The sequence below is a fragment of the Pseudarthrobacter sp. SL88 genome (genome assembly GCF_026672455.1).
Classification (GTDB): domain Bacteria; phylum Actinomycetota; class Actinomycetes; order Actinomycetales; family Micrococcaceae; genus Arthrobacter.
This window is the reverse complement of record NZ_JAPPRD010000001.1, coordinates 1,126,183-1,143,890: the sequence shown is the minus strand read 5'-3', so window position 1 is coordinate 1,143,890 and position 17,708 is coordinate 1,126,183. Positions and strand designations below refer to the sequence as shown.

The 17,708-nt window shown below is 66.8% G+C and carries 13 protein-coding genes; 4 read left to right on the top strand and 9 right to left on the bottom strand.

Going from position 1 to position 17,708, the window contains the following annotated elements; translation table 11 throughout:
• Positions 1–43 precede the first annotated feature (43 nt).
• The 7 genes from OVA06_RS05270 to OVA06_RS05240 all read right to left on the bottom strand — a co-directional run bounded on the left by OVA06_RS05270 (position 44) and on the right by OVA06_RS05240 (position 11,149).
• Complete coding sequence (locus OVA06_RS05270) at positions 44–4,297, bottom strand: AAA family ATPase (protein WP_268156809.1); 4,254 nt, start codon at positions 4,295–4,297, stop codon at positions 44–46.
• 170 nt (positions 4,298–4,467) lie between these two features.
• Positions 4,468–6,057 carry a glutamine-hydrolyzing GMP synthase gene (gene guaA, locus OVA06_RS05265; RefSeq protein ID WP_056075153.1) on the bottom strand — a complete coding sequence of 530 codons (1,590 nt, stop codon included), beginning with the start codon at positions 6,055–6,057 and terminating at the stop codon, positions 4,468–4,470.
• A 147-nt stretch (positions 6,058–6,204) separates the two neighbouring features.
• Complete coding sequence (locus OVA06_RS05260; protein WP_056075156.1) at positions 6,205–6,708, bottom strand: DUF3817 domain-containing protein; 504 nt, start codon at positions 6,706–6,708, stop codon at positions 6,205–6,207.
• Positions 6,705–7,568 (bottom strand): SURF1 family protein, encoded by an 864-nt coding sequence (locus OVA06_RS05255; protein WP_268156806.1) that lies wholly within the window; start codon positions 7,566–7,568, stop codon positions 6,705–6,707. Before OVA06_RS05255 ends, OVA06_RS05260 begins: the two co-directional genes overlap by 4 nt.
• Positions 7,569–7,639: 71 nt before the next feature.
• Positions 7,640–8,128 (bottom strand): PTS sugar transporter subunit IIA, encoded by a 489-nt coding sequence (locus OVA06_RS05250; protein WP_056075161.1) that lies wholly within the window; start codon positions 8,126–8,128, stop codon positions 7,640–7,642.
• 39 nt (positions 8,129–8,167) lie between these two features.
• Positions 8,168–9,907: a glycerol-3-phosphate dehydrogenase/oxidase gene (locus OVA06_RS05245; protein ID WP_268156804.1), complete on the bottom strand. Its 1,740-nt coding sequence runs from the start codon at positions 9,905–9,907 to the stop codon at positions 8,168–8,170.
• Positions 9,908–10,012: 105 nt separating this feature from the next.
• The gene (locus OVA06_RS05240; RefSeq protein WP_056075168.1) at positions 10,013–11,149 is read right to left on the bottom strand and encodes a GuaB3 family IMP dehydrogenase-related protein; all 1,137 of its coding nucleotides are present in this window, start codon (positions 11,147–11,149) and stop codon (positions 10,013–10,015) included.
• A gap of 172 nt (positions 11,150–11,321) precedes the next feature.
• On the opposite strand from OVA06_RS05240, the gene OVA06_RS05235 reads away from it, so the two are divergent.
• The 4 genes from OVA06_RS05235 to OVA06_RS05220 are packed head-to-tail and all read left to right on the top strand — an operon-like array spanning position 11,322 to position 14,188.
• Positions 11,322–12,215, top strand: a complete 894-nt coding sequence (locus tag OVA06_RS05235) for a WXG100 family type VII secretion target (RefSeq protein ID WP_268156802.1) — start codon at positions 11,322–11,324, stop codon at positions 12,213–12,215.
• A gap of 51 nt (positions 12,216–12,266) precedes the next feature.
• Complete coding sequence (locus OVA06_RS05230; protein ID WP_268156800.1) at positions 12,267–12,899, top strand: hypothetical protein; 633 nt, start codon at positions 12,267–12,269, stop codon at positions 12,897–12,899.
• Positions 12,896–13,543 carry a hypothetical protein gene (locus OVA06_RS05225; protein WP_268156798.1) on the top strand — a complete coding sequence of 216 codons (648 nt, stop codon included), beginning with the start codon at positions 12,896–12,898 and terminating at the stop codon, positions 13,541–13,543. Before OVA06_RS05230 ends, OVA06_RS05225 begins: the two co-directional genes overlap by 4 nt.
• 21 nt (positions 13,544–13,564) lie before the next feature.
• Entirely contained in the window at positions 13,565–14,188 is a 624-nt protein-coding gene (locus OVA06_RS05220) for a hypothetical protein (RefSeq protein WP_268156796.1), read from the top strand.
• 1 nt (position 14,189) lies between these two features.
• On the opposite strand, the gene OVA06_RS05215 is transcribed toward OVA06_RS05220, so the two are convergent.
• Positions 14,190–16,049 (bottom strand): ABC transporter ATP-binding protein, encoded by a 1,860-nt coding sequence (locus tag OVA06_RS05215; RefSeq protein WP_268156794.1) that lies wholly within the window; start codon positions 16,047–16,049, stop codon positions 14,190–14,192.
• A gap of 90 nt (positions 16,050–16,139) precedes the next feature.
• Positions 16,140–17,651 (bottom strand): IMP dehydrogenase, encoded by a 1,512-nt coding sequence (gene guaB / locus OVA06_RS05210; protein WP_056075184.1) that lies wholly within the window; start codon positions 17,649–17,651, stop codon positions 16,140–16,142.
• Positions 17,652–17,708 lie beyond the last annotated feature (57 nt).

Below are 17,708 nucleotides of genomic sequence, written 5' to 3'. Positions count from 1 at the left end.
AGCCCGGCAGGGCCTGTCATAACGTCTACAGGGCTATGGGCCTTCAGCCCCAGTGCGGGGGCTTCTGCTCCTTCAACCATGCGTCATGGTCCTCGTCGCGATCGCCCCACGCCCGCGCGTCATCTTCCGCGGCAGTTTTGGGCAATACGCCTTCCACTAGGCTGCGCGCTGCGGATGAGCCGGCCTCTTCCGTGTCCACGGCATCACCGGAACCTTCGGTGCTTTCGGTATCGGCCGCATCCGCGGTGCTGTCAGCGTCCTCGGGGTTCACGTCATCCTGTGGCGTCTCAGCATCCTTCGGGGTCACGGTGCCCGCCTCCTCACTGTCTGGTCCTGCTGCGGCGTCGCCGGCGCCGTTTGAATCCGGATCGTCCTGGGATTCACGGCGTTCCCCGCCTCCTTGGGCGTCACGCCGGAACCCTGACACGCTGGTGGCCGGGTATGAAACTGAAGCAGGCTGCGCGGCGTCGATTCCATTCAGCGCCTGATGGACGTCGTCGTCAAGGAAACCGGCGGACTCTGCCGAGCGGCCCGGAAGAACCACCCGTTCCAGCCCCAGGTACCCTGCGATCCGGTCCGCGCAGGCCGAAGGATCGGTGAACACCTCAATGGTCCACAGCGGCATGTACCGCCACCCCAGCCGCTCCAGCATCTGCGGCCGCAGCCTGCTGCGCTCACGGACGCTCATGGTGCGGTACTGCTCGGTGCCATCGGACTCAATCGCCACCGGCCAGGGAAGGTCTGCCTCATCCTGGCCCATGGTGCCCAGCGGGTCTGCGGCCGCCACCACGTCGATAACGCCGTCGTATTGGTGCCACACCCGGGCGCCGCGTGCACGAAGCCTGTCGCCGAGGTCGGCAACAAGCGGGTCGGCCCCGAGCGCCTGCTCGCTGGCAGCGGCCCGGGAAGCCGGAGTTCCGAGGTCGGTGTTTCCCGAAATCTCCCGGTCAAGCAGCGCGTACAGGTCCAAGGCACCGTACGACAACCTGGTGTGGTCCAGGTCCTCCGGGCGGAAGCACGTCAGAACGTGGATGGAACGGCGGGCACGGGTCATGGCCAGCGCAAACTTCTCCCTGCCGCCCTCGGCGGACAACGGGCCAAAGTTGTGAAGGGCACGCCCGTGGGGTGTGCGCCCGTAACCGGGAGAGAAGATGACATGGTCGCGCACCAGGCCCTGTGCCCGTTCAAGGTCAACAACCCGGAAAGACTCCGGCCCCGCTCCGAAGAAGCTGGCCAGCCCGGGGTAGTTGGGCAACTGGAGCCGGATGGACTCGCCGATCCTCGCGGCATGCCGCAAGCTTGCGGTGACAACCGCCAGGGAAGTCCTGGGCCGCAGCCGTGCGTGCTCGAACACCAGCTCCACCACGCGGTTGACCTCGGCCACCACGGACTCCACGCCCTCGTGATCGGCGCTGGGCAGGCCGGTTCCGTCCGGCAAGTACTCCACGAGCAAAGACCGGTCCAGCCCTGTGGCTGACTGTCCCTCGGGAAGGCGGCGGAGTCCGCCGTCGTAGAAATTCCTGCTCAGCTGCAGCACCAGGTCCTCGTCCACACCGCGGTAGACATTGGTGAGCTGCCACACCGGCAGCACGGCGGAGAGGGCTTTGAAGGCACTCTCGACCCGCTGGTGCGCGGACTCTCCGGGCGCGAGCCGCTCCACCCCTACGGTGAAGCTGCGCGGACTGGCGATCCTGGCATCGCCGAAGGCTATGACCTGCCGGGCCCTCGCGATGGAGGGCAGGACGGCCTGCAGGCTTGTGGCTTCGGCGTCAAGGATTACCACGGCGTCGAAGTGCTGTTCCGCGGGCAGCAGCCCGCTCATGAGGTAGGGACTCACCGACCAGACGGGAACCAGTGTGCCGATCAGGTCCGGTGCCTGGGCGGTCAGGGCGGGCAGTGAAACCCGGCCGTCCTTGAGCAGGCTGCGGAGGAGGCCGGCCTGCCGGGGCTGTTCCCCGATGGCTGCCCGCCAACGCTCGGCAAGGTCCCAGCGCAGGCGTGCTGCCCCGCTGGCGATGTGGGCGTTGTCCGCGAGCCGGTACTCGGCTTCGAGCTGGCGCAGGGCATCGCCGTCGGACATGGCGAGGTAGTCATCGCCGCTGATCATTGCCTCGAGGGCTGACTGCCACCAGGCCAGTTCAAGTTCGGCAGCCACCGATCCGGCGGGAACTTCACGTTCGGCGAGGTCGGCCAGGAGCTCGCCCAGGCCGTGCTCGCGCATGTTCTCCACCAGGAGCGTCCGCTCCGGGAGCGTTTTAAGCGTGTCAGTGTCCGCGACGAGCCGTTCCAGCCGCTCCAGGAGGTCTTCGTAGCGGACGGTGGACAGTGCCCCGCCCCCGGCTGTGTGCTTCAGGCATTCACCAAGGCCCGCAAGCTCCTGGTCCAACTCGCGGTAAAGGGCGTTCATCTCGACCAGTCCGGACGGGACGGCAGGGTGCCGCTGGGTGGTGGCGTAGCCTGCCCAGCGGGCACGCTGTTCCTGGACCAGGACCAGCGACGTGTGCAGGTCTGCGATGTGGACGCCAGGCCGGACGTACTCCTTGGCCACACGGCGGAGCCGCGACCGCTGCATGGAGGTCATTTCGATCCCGCGTTCCCGCCGCCACGCCGAGGGCGCGGTAGCCGAAATGAGGTCCGTGACGGGCCGGTCGAAGATATCCGGCGTGAACTTGTCCAGGCTTCCACGCACGGCAACCAGCAGCTCAAGCTGCTCGCCCCATTCGGCGAAGGATTCACCGAGGCGGATTTCCGCGTGCTCGGCCACGGCATTCATCCGCTCCCGCAGTACGGGAAGACTCTTTGCAACGGCCCGGACCAGGTTCTGGGCCTCTTCCGTTTCCTTGCGCGTCAGGAGCCGGGCGCCATGCCACGGACTGGTGGTGGACGCCTTGCTGAAGCTGCCCAGCTCCGCTGCGCGCTGGAGCCGGCCAGCCAGCTCCTCGCGGTCGCGGATGTTGTCCAGGACGCTCCGCTTCAGCCGCACGGTGGTGGCTGGTGCGGGATGGATGGATGTCAGCTCGGCCAGCGACTGCATGGCCTGGTACGGCGAGCAGCCCCACCGGTCGCGGACATTGTGCAGGGACGCCACATGGTCCATCAGCGCGTGACGGTGTTCGGTCAGTGTGCTGTGCAGGTTCGCCAACTGTGGCTTGAGGGACTTTTCGTTCCGGACAATGGCTCGGACTAACTGGGACTTCAGCTGCTGCGCCGTGACGTTCCCGGACAACTGGAACAGGATCGATTCGAGGCCCAGGGCTTCGAGCTGGCCGGAAACCTCGTTCAGGCTGGCGCGCCGGTCCCCCACCACCAAGACGGTCCGGCCGGCGTCCACCAGGGCGCCGATGGTGTTGATGGCTGTCTGCGTCTGGCCGGTGCCGGGCGGGCTGCTGACCACCAGCGAGTCACCGGCGCGGGCGGCGTCCACCACGTACTGCTGGTCCGTATCCGCGTCCAGGAGGAGCAGTTCGTCCTGGGGATGCCGGCTGTCCAGCGAGGGGAAGCGGGCAGGGTCCGGGGTTTCGACATCCACCACTTCGCCACCGCCGGCCGTGGCGAGGGCGGAGACGATCGGGTTGGAGTCATTGATCCAGGGGTCGTCAAGATTGCCGGAGAGGTCCGCAAACGTGGACACCAGCAGGTTGTGCTGCGCCTCGGCGCCGTGGATGGGCCGGATGAGGGTGCCAAGCCGGTCCAGGACGGGCTGGGGATCGAAACGCGCCGTGCTGTACGCGAGGCGGGTGACGGCGTTGACGTCGAAGACAATGCCGTGGACGGACTTCAGGTGGCGGACCAACGCGGGGTTGATGTGTGCCTGCTCTGTCAGCTGCAGCTCGTAGTCATCTTCCCCGGGCCGGACGGTGAGGGAGATCGCCGTGAGCATGACGGGCGCAGAAACCCGTTGCGGTGTGCCTCCGACAGCGGATGTCCACACCACGGTGCCCGCGGAGAGGTACCCGGCGTCGATGCCGCGGTCATTGGACAGTTCGAAGATCTTGGACCGGATGTTGCGGGATGCCCGGGCAGCCACCACATACTGCTGCTGGTCACGGATCAGTGTGGACAAGCGGGTGCGGCGCCCCGCCATGAGCTGGGCCAGCCCTGAGGGGTGGGCAGAGGTGAGGTCTATGGAACCTTCGGGTGTCTTGGTGAAGCGCAGCATCGTGTCTGCCCCGGTGACGGGTTTGAGCCCGGACAGCCATTTACGAAGCTCTTCCGAGCCTTCCGGGTGGCCTTGACCAACTGACACTTCTGCCTTCTTTTCTGCGTTTGCACGTGACGCCCTGGACCATACCGGCATAGGTTCGAGAGTAGCCGCTTCCGTGCCCGGACTGAGAGACCGCAACACTGGAGCCGCGAAATAGGGGAGATTTCACAGGCAGTCCCCGGAAGATTTGCCACCTTTGCCGAAGACAGCGGCAAGACAGAAGTGGCCGGCCTCCGTCAACGGAGGCCGGCCACTTCAGGATGCTATTCCCACTCGATGGTTCCCGGCGGCTTGCTGGTGACGTCCAGCACGACGCGGTTAACGCCGTCCACCTCGTTGGTGATCCGGTTGGAGATCCGGGCCAGGAGGTCATAGGGCAGGCGTGACCAGTCAGCCGTCATGGCGTCCTCAGACGAGACCGGGCGCAAAACGATGGGGTGGCCGTACGTGCGGCCGTCGCCCATGACGCCGACGCTGCGGACATCTGCCAGCAGCACGACGGGCATCTGCCACACCTCGTTGTCCAGGCCTGCGGCGGTCAGCTCGGCACGGGCGATGGCGTCGGCCTTGCGCAGCAGGTCCAGGCGTTCCTTGGTGACGTCGCCAACGATCCGGATGCCCAGGCCGGGGCCCGGGAACGGCTGGCGTCCCACGATCTCCTGGGGCAGTCCCAGCTGGGCGCCCACGGCGCGGACCTCGTCCTTGAACAGGGCCCGCAGCGGCTCTACGAGTTCAAACTGCAGGTCCTCGGGGAGGCCGCCCACGTTGTGGTGGCTCTTGATGTTTGCTGCACCTTCGCCGCCGCCGGATTCGACGACGTCCGGGTACAGGGTGCCCTGGACCAGGAACTTGATCTTCTCACCGTGAGCCGCGGCCTCGGCGATGATAGCCAGTTCGGCTTCTTCGAAGGCGCGGATGAACTCGCGGCCGATGATCTTGCGCTTGGTTTCGGGATCACTCACGCCGGCCAGGGCGGAAAGGAAGCGCTCCTGCTCGTTCGCGATGTAGAGCTTGACGCCGGTGGCTGCCACAAAGTCGCGTTCCACCTGCTCCGCTTCGCCTTCGCGGAGCAGGCCGTGGTCAACGAACACACAGGTGAGCTGGTCACCCACGGCGCGCTGGACCAGGGCCGCTGCGACGGCGGAATCGACGCCGCCGGAGAGGCCGCAGATGACCCGGGCATCGCCGATCTGGTTGCGGATGCGCTCAACCTGCTCTTCGAGGATGTTCCCCGTGGTCCAGTTGGGCTCGATCTTGGCGCCCTTGAAGAGGAAGTTCTCCAGCACCTGCTGGCCGTAGGCCGAGTGCTTGACCTCGGGGTGCCACTGCACGCCGTAGAGGCACTTTTCTTCGTTGGCGAAGGCTGCAACCTCGGCGCCCGCCGTCGTGGCCAGCACCTCGAAGCCGTCCGGGGCCGCGTGGACGGAGTCGCCGTGGCTCATCCAGGTGTTCTGGTGCTGGGGCATGCCCTCGAGCACGGAGCGCCCCTCACCCAGGATGGTGGTCTGGGTTGAGCCGTATTCCCGTAGGCCGGTCTTGTCCACCTTGCCGCCCAGCGCGTTGGCCATGGCCTGGAAGCCGTAGCAGATGCCAAAAACGGGTACGCCGGCTTCGAAGAGATCGGCACCCACGCTGGGGGCGCCGTCGGCGTAAACACTGGAAGGTCCGCCGGAAAGGATGATCGCGGCGGGGTTCTTGGCGAGGAGCTGTTCGGTGGTGTAGGTATGCGGAACCACTTCCGAATACACATTCGCTTCCCGGACGCGGCGGGCAATCAGCTGCGCGTACTGGGCTCCATAGTCAACAACCAGCACCGGCTTCTGGGAAGTCTGGGATGCAGTGGGAGTAGTCACCGTAATAGCCTACGTTGCGGCGTTGCACCGGCGCACCTTGAGACGCCGCCCTGTGACGGAGCAAACGTCCGGCGGCGGGTGGGCGGCACGGCTGCGGACGCGGGCAGCGCCGGCGTCCAGTTCCGCTAGCCTTCGGTACCGCCGGGTTCAGTACCGCTGCGGGGCCTGCGGGTTCGCGGCGAGCTCGGCTTCCACGTCGGCATGGAACTTCTTCTCGACGATGAAGGAAAGGAACGGGACCACACCGCCCAGGGCCAGCAGGATCAGCTTGAGGAACGGCCAGCGCATCAGCGACCAAAGCCGGAAGTTTGAAATCAGATACACCACGTACATCCAGCCGTGGACGATCAGCACCGTGATGGACAGGTTCACGCCGTTGAGGACTCCCGGCGGCTCGGCGTCGGCAAAACCGAAGCCGAAGGGCTGCCCGGTGGCGGCATTGGTGCCGCCGGCGAAGAGGTACTGCCCGAAGCCGTACCGCGCCACGAGCTCCGCGCACAGGAGCAGCAGCATGGCGCCGGTCAGGTAGGCCAGCACCTTGTAGAACTTCAGGGCCGACCGGATCTGTGCCTCGGTGCCGCCGAACCGGCGCTTCCTGGTGGCGGCCTTCCCGGCCGTTTCGCTTCCGGTGGCGGGCTTCGGATCAATCATGGCTGTACCTTTTGGTCGGTGTGTTCAGGCTGCCGGGTGGTCCCTGGCTGCTGTTCTGGTTCATGCGCTTCGGCGTGGCCGTCGAGGGCGTCTTCGAGGTCCCGGTGGTAGTCGTCCTTGACCAGGCGCCACCAGATGAAGAACGCGAACCCGGCGAAGACCACCCACTCCAGGGAGTAGAAGAGGTTGAGCCAGTTGATCTGCTGCGCGGGCGGCTGGGGGCCGATCTCCAGCGGCAGGAGGTTCCCCGGGACGGCGGCGGCGCTGACGTCCGCTCCCCCGGCAACCTCGGCGGTGGCCGCCACGAAGCCCTGGTAGCTGCTGACTTCCCAGTCGTTGATGAGTTCCGCCACGGAGACCGCTGTGGCCTCCCCTGGGTTGGCGGCTTTACCGGCCACGGGCGCTTCGGAGGGCAGGAGCCGTCCGGTCACCTGCACGGCGCCCGACGGCGGCGCCGTCGCCTCAGCGGCGTCGGCCACCCATCCTCGGGCCACCGGGATCCAGGTCCGGGGTGATGCAGCGGAACCGGTCAGGGTGGGTGCTCCGTCCACGGCGAAAGCGGAGACCACCCAGTAGCCGGTCTTCCCGTCGTGCAGGCGGCCGGGGACCAGGACCTGTTTGGCGGGATCATAGGTTCCGGTGGCGCTGACCATCTGGTCGGCGTCGGACCCGGGGAAGAACCCGCCCGGCTGGAGGGTGTCCGTCAGCGGCTGGACTTTCTCGGTGTCCGGGTTTACCGGCATTTCCGGGCTGGTGGAGCGGCCGAACTGCCATTGGCTCAGCAGCACGAAGACCCCGGACACGGCGATCGCAAAGATGAATCCCGCAATCCATCGGGGCTTAAGGGCTGTTTTCCACACGTCTTAACCGTACTTCGTAGTTCTGTAGAACAACTAAACGCCGGGGCTGCGGGCACGCCCGCAGGCCCCGGTCAGTGGTCGAAGAACACCAGGCTGGAGTTGATGAGTTCGGCGATCACTTCGGCGTCGTAGGCCCGGCGCAGCGATTCGCGGAACGATTCCTTGGACAGCGACCGCGCCAGCGTGGCCAGGACCTCGAGGTGGTCCGAGAAGGAACTGGCGGGGGTGGCGATGAGCAGGATCACTGTGGCCGGGCCGTCGGCGGCGCCGAAGTCCAGGGCATGGCCGTACTTGGTGATGCCCACGGCAATGGAGGTACGGGCGACGAACTCACTGCGGGCATGAGGCAGGCCGATGCCGCCCGGCAGGCCGGTGGCGAGCTGGTGCTCCCTGGCATTGACGTGCCTGAGGAACCCGTCAAGGTCGGACACCCGGCCGGCGGCGAACAACCGCTCGGACAGTTGCGTGGCGGCGTCGTCCTTGTCCGTGGCCTCCAACTCCAGGATGACCATTTCCGGGGTGGTGAGTTCGGCGTCGTACGGGTCAAGCGGTTCCGCCAAGGCGTGTCCCTTCAGTCAGCAGCGCCGGCCATCCGCCCCTCAGCGCAAGGGCACGATGTCTTCCACGCCCAGGCGGGCGGCGTCTGCGGATTCGTCATCCGGCTGTTGCTGGCTGAGCCGTTCCGCCTCAACCCGGGCAATGTAGTGCCGGACCTCATTTTCGCGCTGAGCGTCGCTCCAGCCGAGGACGTCACCCATCAGTTTAGCGACAACCGGAACAGCGGACACGCCGCGGTCCCAGGCCTCAATGGAAATGCGGGTCCGCCGGGTCAGGACGTCGTGGACGTGCCGGGCGCCTTCGTGGGTGGCTGCGTAGACCGCTTCGGCCTGCAGGTAGTCATCCGCTCCCGGCAGGGGCTCGGCCAGTTCCGGATTCTCTGCGATGAGGGCCAGTACTTCCGGGGTCATGGAGCCGTAGCGGTTCAACAGGTGCTCGATGCGGGCCACGTGGACGCCTGTTTCCTCGGCCGTCCGGTTGCGGCGGTTCCAGGCTGCCCGGAACCCGCTGGCTCCCAGCAGCGGGATGGTTTCGGTGCAGCTGGGCGGCACCCGTTCGTCCATGGTTCGGGTGGCCTCGTCCACGGCGTCCTTGGCCATCACGCGGTAGGTGGTCCATTTGCCGCCGGCCACCACCACCAGGCCAGGCACGGGGTGGGCCACGACGTGCTCGCGGGAGAGCTTCGCGGTGGAGTCGTTCTCGCCGGCCAGCAGGGGCCGGAGCCCGGCGTAGACTCCTTCGACGTCTTCGCGGGTCAGCGGCCGCTTGAGGACCTTGTTGACGTGCTCGAGGATGTAGTCGATGTCCTTGCTGGTTGCGGCAGGGTGGGCCTTGTCCAGGTGCCAGTCCGTGTCCGTGGTGCCGATGATCCAGTGCCTGCCCCACGGGATGACGAACAGCACGGATTTCTCGGTGCGCAGGATCAGCCCGACGGTTGACTGGAAGCGGTCCCTCGGCACCACCAGGTGGATGCCCTTGGACGCGCGGACCTTCAGTTGCCCGCGGTCCGTGACCATGGCCTGGGTTTCGTCGGTCCAGACACCCGTGGCGTTGATGACCTGCTTGGCACGGACGTTGAACCGGGCGCCGTCCTCGCGGTTTTCCACCTTGGCGCCGACCACCCGCTCGCCTTCGCGGAGGAAGTCCACCACCGCCATCTGGTTGACGGCATGGGCCCCGTAATGCGCGGCAGTACGGACCAGGTTGGCGACGTACTTGGCGTCATCCACCTGCCCGTCGTAATAGCGGATGGAGCCCACGAACGCATCGTTCTTCAGGCTCGGCGCAGCCCGCAGGGTGCCGCGCCTGGACAGGTGCTTGTGGAAGGGCACACCGCGGCTGTGGCCGCTGGAGACGGACATGGCGTCATAGAGGGCGATGCCCGCTCCCACATAGGGCCGTTCCACAAAGGGCTTGGTCAGCGGGTAGAGGAAGGGAACAGGCCGGGCCAGGTGGGGCGCCAGTTCGGAAAGCAGCAGCCCGCGTTCCTGCAGAGCCTCCTTGACCAGTGCGAAGTCCAGCATCTCCAGGTAGCGGAGCCCGCCGTGGATGAGCTTGGATGACCGGGAGGACGTTCCGGCTGCCCAGTCACTGGCCTCGACAATGCCTACGCTCAGGCCGCGGGTGACGGCGTCCAGCGCCGCTCCGGTTCCCACGATCCCGCCGCCAACAATCAGGATGTCCAACTCCTGGCCGGGTTCCGTCGTGGCGCGCAGCCGCTGGATGGATGCTTCCCTGGCTTCCGGGCCCAGGGCCCCGCCGCCTGCAGGATCAGTCTTCATTGAACGCCTCCAGTGCCTCAAGTGCCGGTAGTAGAACCACCCTACTTGCTTGGGGCACGCTTTGGCAGGGCGCCCTTTCGGGCGCCCTGCCGGAGTGCGTGGGCGTCAGTTTCCTTCGTAGGGGGAAACCACGACGTCAACCCGCTGGAATTCCTTAAGGTCCGAGTAGCCGGTGGTCGCCATGGAGCGGCGCAGCGCACCGATGAGGTTGGACGTTCCGTTCGTGTGGTGGCCGGGTCCGAAGAGGACTTCCTCCATGGGCCCGACGGTCCCCACGTTGGCCCGGTCCCCGCGCGGGAGTTCCAGGTGGTGGGCTTCCTGGCCCCAATGCCAGCCCTTGCCGGGCGCTTCTTCGGCGCGTGCCAGCGCACTGCCGAGCATGACGGCGTCGGCGCCCATGGCGATCGCCTTGACGATATCGCCTGAGGTGCCCATGCCGCCGTCGGCAATGACATGGACGTACCGCCCGCCGGACTCGTCCATGTAGTCGCGGCGGGCGGCAGCGACGTCGGAAATCGCCGATGCCATCGGCGCGTGGATGCCCAGCGCGCGGCGGGTGGTGGTGGTTGCCCCGCCGCCGAAGCCGACCAGGACGCCTGCGGCGCCGGTGCGCATGAGGTGCAGGGCGGGCGTGTAGCCAGCGGCCCCGCCGACGATCACGGGAACGTCGAGCTCATAGATGAACTGCTTCAGGTTCAGCGGTTCGTGGTCCTTGGAGACGTGCTCGGCGGACACGGTGGTGCCGCGGATGACGAAGATGTCGACGCCGGCGGCCAGGACGGTCTTGTAGTGCTCCTGGGTGCGCTGCGGCGTGAGGGAGCCGGCAACGGTGACGCCGGCTTCACGGATTTCTGCCAGGCGGGACGTGATCAGCTCGGGCTGGATGGGGGCCTTGTAGAGCTCCTGCATCCGGCCGGTGACGGCGGGACTGTTGGTCTCGTCCTCCAGGGCACTGATCTCATCCAGGACTGCCTGCGGGTCCTCGTACCGGGTCCAGAGGCCCTCGAGGTCGAGGACGCCCAGTCCGCCGAGGCGTCCAAGCGCAATGGCCGTCTTGGGGGACATTGCTGAATCCATGGGGGCGGCGATGACCGGCATGTTGAACTGGTAGGCGTCGATCTGCCACGAGACCGAGACGTCCTTGGGGTCACGGGTGCGACGGTTGGGGACGACAGCTATGTCATCCAGGGAGTAGGCACGACGCCCACGCTTGCCACGGCCAATCTCGATCTCGTAAGTCACTGCTCTAGGTTATCCCAGCAGGTTCGGTGGCTTCGCCTGGCCTGCCCCTGGCGCGGACAAGCAGGCGCCCGGATGGGCAGGGCTGCCCATGGCGGCGGCGTGGACCGGGCACGTAGCCTGGGGCGGGGGGTTCGGTGAACGCTCCCGTGCCCAGCTTCCGAGGAGAACCACCATGGCCCCTGGCCTTTATGGCGCCGACATTGAACAATTGCGGTCCTTGTCCAAATCCATGGACCGTTCCGGATCACGCCTGATGGATACCGAACGCCAGATCACCAGCCTGGTGTCGGCCATCGACTGGAAGGGAAACGACGGGGGCCGCTTCCGCCGTGAGTGGAGCGACACGTGGCGTCCCATGATGAAACAGACGTCGCAATCCCTCCTTGAAGCCTCCAAGACCCTGCTCACGCAGGCTGATGAGCAGGAGAACGCCAGCACGGGCGGTTCGTCCGGCGGTCCCGGTACGGCGGGTCCGGGCAGTACTGCCCCAGGCACTAACGGGACGAACCCTCTGGACAGTGTGCTCGGCGTCGCCGCGAGTCCTGGCTGGTGGGGCGCCAACGCCGCCGTGACCGGCGCGGGGCTGTACGCGGACAACCTGCTGTCCACCATGGCCAAGGGCGGACTCCTTACGAAGCTCACCAACTGGCCCTGGCTCAGCGCGCAGTACGCGCAGGTGCCGGGGGTCGGCTATGTGCGCGGAACCCAGCTCCTCAATGGCACATCCATGCTGGGCAGGCTTTCCGGCGGCCTGGGCATCGTCACCGGTGCGCTCCAGGTGGCACAGGGCATGGAAACCGGCAATACCGGAATGGCGATCGACGGAGGCGTCTCCGCGGTCCTTGCGGCCGGAAGCTTCATCCCGGGCGCAGGACCCTTCTTCGCTGTGGCCGGGATCGCCTGGGGCGGCATGGGACTGCTTGCCTCCAACCTCGGCTACGGATCGGCCTCCGAAATGGTGGCGGACGCCGCCAAGAAGACCGCGGATGCCGTGGCCGACGTCGCGAAGACTACCGTCGATGCCGTAGCCGACGGCGCCAAGAAGGTGTGGGGCTGGCTCACCTGAGGGCCGGCTTCCCTAGAATAAGACCCGAGACTTGTCGACCCTAAGGCTGTTGTGACTATCCAAGAAGACGCACCCCTGCCCATTACCGAACACGAACTCATCGCACTGGTTGCCCTGGCCGGAACGCCGGGCGCACTGAAGTGCCAGAGTCTCTTCAGGCTTGACCACGCTGCCGGGGCGCCGCTCGAACAGGCGGGGGTGGCTACCCTCCTGGAACGTGGACTGATGACCGTTGAAGGGGAAAGCCTCGTGCCGGCAGGCCCGGCCGCAAGCGTGGCAGGGGTCCTCGCGGACTCCGACGCCTGGCTGGAGGTCGCCCTGGTAACGCCCAAGGCTGAGCATGTGTACTTCCTGTTCGGTTCGGAAAACGGCGCCCTGGTCCTCAGCCTCAGCAAGTTCGGTGTGCACGAACTGCGCCCGCTGACCGATGCCGACGGCATGTTCACCACCGCCGTCGAGATGGTCACGTTCTACCTTGGGACCGCACCGGACGGACGCCCGGCGGCCGGCACGGTCCGCCGGCACCTCGCGGACGGCACCTTCCACTCAGTCCACGTCAAGACTGAGCCCGACGGTTCCCTGGAGATCGTCACCGGTGACGACGCCAAACCCTCCCCCGCGCCGCTGCCATCGGAGGACCTTGAGGACCAGCTCCGCCGGGGACTGGGCCTGCTCCCGGCATGACACACCACATTCCCTTCCCTGCCGGCGCGCCCGCGCATTCGCTCGACCACTGGCTCTCGCCCGAGCTGGCCCGCATCAGCCCGCCCAACGCGCCGTCCCGGCTGCGGCAGTTGGCCGATGCCCAGGGCACCATCGCTGCCGGCTGGAGCAGCGCGATCGCGGGTGGGCCCGTCCTGGCCCTTGCTGGTGCATTCTTTTCAGCCATGTACGGACATCCGGCCCCGGTACTGGTGTTGGTCCCGTTGGGGGCGGCACTGACGCTGCTGGGCGTGTGGTCCTGGAAACGGGTGCGCGCGTCACTTCCGGATACCGGCAGGCTCCTCATCAGCCGTGGCCCCGGATCAGCCCGCGGCGGCATCGCCATGGTGTCAGTCCTGGCAGTTGCCTTGGCGGGGATCCTGGCGCTGTACCTGCCCTCCGCCGCTGCCAAGGGTGACGGCTCGGCCATCACCCTGGTGGGCGCCTTCGTGCTGCTCCTGGCCCTCCTGGTCGCATGCATCGTGGTCCCGTCCACGGTCATGGGCCGTGCCCGGCAGTCATTCAGGCTGCGGGTTCAGGCCGACCCCGGGCTCCGGAGGGCTGTGGAAGCAGATCTGGCGGTTTGGCGGGACCCCCACGGCAACGCCGGCTACGGCCCGCTGTGAGCCGGTAGCTGGGGCAGCCCGATGCACAATCGCTGGATCTTCGACGGGCACATTGCCGGGATCGGCACCTCATCCGGCCTGCGTGCTGTGGTGGGCATGTGGCAGAGTTCCCCCTTTGGCCCTTTTGCGGACGTCATGGTCCAGCAGCCCTCAGGGCACAGGCTGCTGTTGGCACCCACGGAAACCATTGCGGAGTTCATCTCCGCCACCTACCGGTTTGACGATGTGCAGGTGGTCGACGTCCGCGCAGTCCTGGCGGACCGGGCCCTGCGGGTCGATGCCGGCCCGCTGGCAATCCGGGCGGCGACCGGGCGCAGGACGTTACTGGGTTCGGCGCTGAGGGTGCTTCCGCACCGGCTGGCCGTGCATCCACGCTGGCTGGGCGCTGTCAGCCCCCTCGCGTCACTGCTAGCTCCGGGTGCCCGGACGTTCGGGACCGCCGGCAGCGGCAGGCTCGAGTACTACGGGGTGAGCGACCTCCACCGTGTCAGGTCCGCCGTCGTCAGCTGGGATGGTGCCGATGCCGGGGCGCTCGCTCAGGTCCTGCCGCCGGTGACCTTCGGGTTCAGCAGCGTGCCGCCCCGCCCCAGCCTTGCCCGGGTGCGCACCACCGTGGTGGAAGGGCAGGATCCAGTCCGGCGTTGATTCAGGGCTGGCCGGCTTCATCCACGGTGAGCTGGGATTCGAACATCCGGAAGTAGCGGCCGCGGAGGGCCACCAGTTCTTTGTGTGTTCCCTGCTCCACCACTTGTCCGTCCTCCAGCATGTAGACCACGTCCGCCTTCTCGATGGTGGCGAGCCGGTGGCTGATGGCGATGATGGTGCTGCTGCGGTCCGCGAAAAGCCTGGTGAAGATCCGGTGCTCGGCAAGGGCATCGATGGCTGATGTGGGTTCGTCCATCACCATGAACGCTGCGTCCCGGTAGAAGTTGCGGGCCATGGCCAGCCGCTGCCATTGGCCTCCGGACAGGCCGCTCCCCTTGCGGCCGCGGGGGTCCTCCATCCAGTTGCTGACGTGGTTCTCCAGGCCGTTGGGGAGCTTGTTGATGAAGTCCAGCGCCTCCGCGTCTGCCGCCGAGCGGCGGATCCTGGCCTCGTCCCGGGGGCTTTGCACATCCCCGAAGTAGATGTTCTCTGCCGCGGTGGCGAACTCGTACTTGAGGAACTCCTGGCTGAGCACCGCCAGGTGCCGGTGCCAGGAGGTGACGTCCACCGCGGCGAGGTCGACGCCGTCGAGCATCACCTGCCCGGAATCCGGACGGTAGAGGCCCGCGAGGATGCGGATCAGCGTCGATTTGCCGGCACCGTTCTCCCCCACGATGGCGATGTGCTGGCCCTCCCGGATGGTCATGCTGATGCCGCGGATCACCTCCACGTCGCTGCCCGTGTAGGTGAAGCGGATGTCCCGGAGTTCCACTTGGCGCGGAGCGGCCGGCAGCGGCGGGGCGTGCCCGGAGTGGACGGGCAGGTCCATGAACAGTTCGTAATCCTTCAGGTTGGCAAGGTCCTCGTCGATGGAGCTAAGCGAGGAGACGAGGTTGTTCGCCGTGGACAGGGCCCGGCTGACGATCTGCTGGACGTAGAGGAACTGGCCCACAGGCTGGGCATGCGCAATGATCTGGCCCACCACCCAGATCAGCGAAACCACCTCAGCACCGTACTGGAGGGCGTCGGCGGCCAGCTGGCGGGGAATGTAGCGCCGCTGGTAATCGAGCCGGCGCCGTTCGTCCGCGTCCCGCAGGCGGGACCTAAGGCCCATCAGGAAACCGACCACGCCGTAGAGCCGCATCTCGGCGATGTGCTGGGGGCGGAGCAGGTTGGTTTCGATCATCCGCCGCTGCCGCCGGGAATCCACCTGGGTGTTCCAGTGCGCAATCTGTTCACGGGACAGCTTGAACTGCAGGTAGACGCTGGGGATGATCGCCACCAAGACGATCACCGCTATCCACCAGCTGACCAGCAGCAGTGCCCCCACCGCCAGGATGACGGAGACCAGTTGCGTAAAGATCGCCGCAATGCGGTCCAGGACCCGGGCATAGGAATCCGAGAAGCGCTTGGCCCGGTCGTAAAGATCGACCGTCTCCTTGTCGTCGTAGCGCCAAAATTCCAGTGCCAGGAACCGTTCGTACATCTGGTCCCCCACGATGGCGCCCACCTTGAAGCTCATGAGCTGCTGGATGTAGCGGTCCACGCTGGTGAAGGCTCCCCAGAAAAGGCCGAGCACTGCGGTGATGACGACGTAGACGATAGCCCGTTGTCCCGCCCCGGAGTCGCCGGCATACGCCGCCGCCAGGGCAGTGGTGGTGAGGGCCGCGAAATAGGTGGTGACGAGCGGCAGGACGGCGGAGATGAGTGAGCCGAGCACCTTCATGACCACGGCCCCCGGGGACGCCCGGAAGCTCACCCGCAGGACCTGGGCCACAGCGCGGGCATAGGGCCGCAGGGCCAGCCTGCGTGCGGGCTCGCGTTTGGGACTTAGTTCGGCCGGATGGCGCGGTTGGGACATGCCATCAGCCTATTACCGCCGGCGGGACGGATTTTCGCAGCAAGAAAAGATGGGATGGGCAGGCTGCCCATCCCATCGTCAGTGCCAGCGTCAGCGTGAACCGTAGTTCGGCGCCTCCACCGTCATCTGGATGTCATGCGGGTGCGATTCCTTGAGCCCCGCCGGGGTGATCCGGACAAACTTGCCGCGGGCCTTGAGCTCGGGAATGGTCGGCGCGCCGGTGTAGAACATGGTCTGGCGCAGGCCGCCAACGAGCTGGTACGCCACGGAGGACAGCGGGCCGCGGTAGGCCACGCGTCCCTCGATGCCCTCGGGGATCAGCTTGTCATCGCCGGAAACGTCGGCCTGGAAGTAACGGTCCTTGGAGTAGGACGTGTTCTTGCCCCGGGACTGCATGGCGCCCAGGGAGCCCATGCCGCGGTAGGACTTGTACTGCTTGCCGTTGACGAAAATCAGGTCACCCGGTGATTCGTCACAGCCTGCCAGGAGCGATCCGAGCATGACCGTGTCAGCACCGGCCACCAGGGCCTTTCCGATGTCGCCGGAGTACTGCAGGCCGCCGTCGGCAATCAGCGGGACGCCGGCAGGAATGGCGGCCTTGGCGGATTCGTAGATGGCGGTGATCTGAGGAACGCCGACGCCGGCCACCACGCGGGTGGTGCAGATGGAGCCGGGACCGACGCCAACCTTGATGCCGTCAGCGCCCGCGTCGATCAGCGCCTGCGCGCCTTCGCGGGTGGCTGCCTGGCCGCCGATGACGTCCACGTGGGCAGCCACGGGGTCCGACTTGAGCCGCCTGATCATGTCCAGGACACCCTGCGAGTGGCCGTTGGCGGTGTCCACGAACAGGGCGTCAACGCCGGCGTCGATCAGCGTCATGGCACGCTCCCAGCCGTCCCCGAAGAAGCCGATGGCTGCGCCGACGCGGAGGCGGCCTTCGTCATCCTTGGTGGCCAGGGGGTACTGCTCGGCCTTGGTGAAGTCCTTGGTGGTGATCAGGCCCTTGAGCCGGCCCTGCTCGTCAACCAGGGGCAGCTTCTCGATCTTGTTGGTGGCCAGCTTGTGCGAAGCTTCATCGCGGCTGATCCCCACATGCCCGGTGATCAGGGGCATTTTGGTCATGACGTCGCTGACCAGCCGCAGCGGAAAGTCGGACTCCGGCACGAAGCGGGTGTCGCGGTTGGTGACGATGCCCAGCAGGCGGTTCGCCTCATCCACCACCGGCAGGCCCGAGACGCGGTACTGCGCGCAGAGGTCATCAAGCTCGCGGAGGGTGGCTTCCGGGCGGATGGTCAGCGGATTGGTGATCATGCCCGACTCGCTGCGCTTGACGCGGTCAACCTGGTCGGCCTGGTCGGCGATGGACAGGTTGCGGTGCACCACGCCCAGGCCGCCCTGGCGGGCCATGGCGATGGCCATGCGGGACTCCGTAACGGTGTCCATTGCAGCTGACAGCAGCGGGGTCTGCACGGTGATCCGCTTGGAGATCCGGGAGGAAGTGTCGGCGTCCGACGGGATGACGTCCGTGTGCCCCGGCAGGAGCAGGACGTCGTCGTAGGTCAGGCCGATAAGGCCAAAGGGGTTGTGTTCGGGCTCGGTCATGAGTGCGCCTCTTACCTTGGTTGCTGGGGCGGGTAGGGGTTGCAGCCGATGACCAGC

Excerpts from the sequence above, each read along its gene's own strand:
- OVA06_RS05270 (WP_268156809.1), bottom strand. The coding sequence starts at position 4,297 with ATGCCGGTATGGTCCAGGGCGTCACGTGCAAACGCAGAAAAGAAGGCA.
- OVA06_RS05260 (WP_056075156.1), bottom strand. The coding sequence starts at position 6,708 with ATGATTGATCCGAAGCCCGCCACCGGAAGCGAAACGGCCGGGAAGGCC.
- OVA06_RS05235 (WP_268156802.1), top strand. The coding sequence starts at position 11,322 with ATGGCCCCTGGCCTTTATGGCGCCGACATTGAACAATTGCGGTCCTTG.
- OVA06_RS05220 (WP_268156796.1), top strand. The coding sequence starts at position 13,565 with ATGCACAATCGCTGGATCTTCGACGGGCACATTGCCGGGATCGGCACC.
- OVA06_RS05225 (WP_268156798.1), top strand. The coding sequence starts at position 12,896 with ATGACACACCACATTCCCTTCCCTGCCGGCGCGCCCGCGCATTCGCTC.
- OVA06_RS05245 (WP_268156804.1), bottom strand. The coding sequence starts at position 9,907 with ATGAAGACTGATCCTGCAGGCGGCGGGGCCCTGGGCCCGGAAGCCAGG.
- OVA06_RS05215 (WP_268156794.1), bottom strand. The coding sequence starts at position 16,049 with ATGTCCCAACCGCGCCATCCGGCCGAACTAAGTCCCAAACGCGAGCCC.
- guaB (WP_056075184.1), bottom strand. The coding sequence starts at position 17,651 with ATGACCGAGCCCGAACACAACCCCTTTGGCCTTATCGGCCTGACCTAC.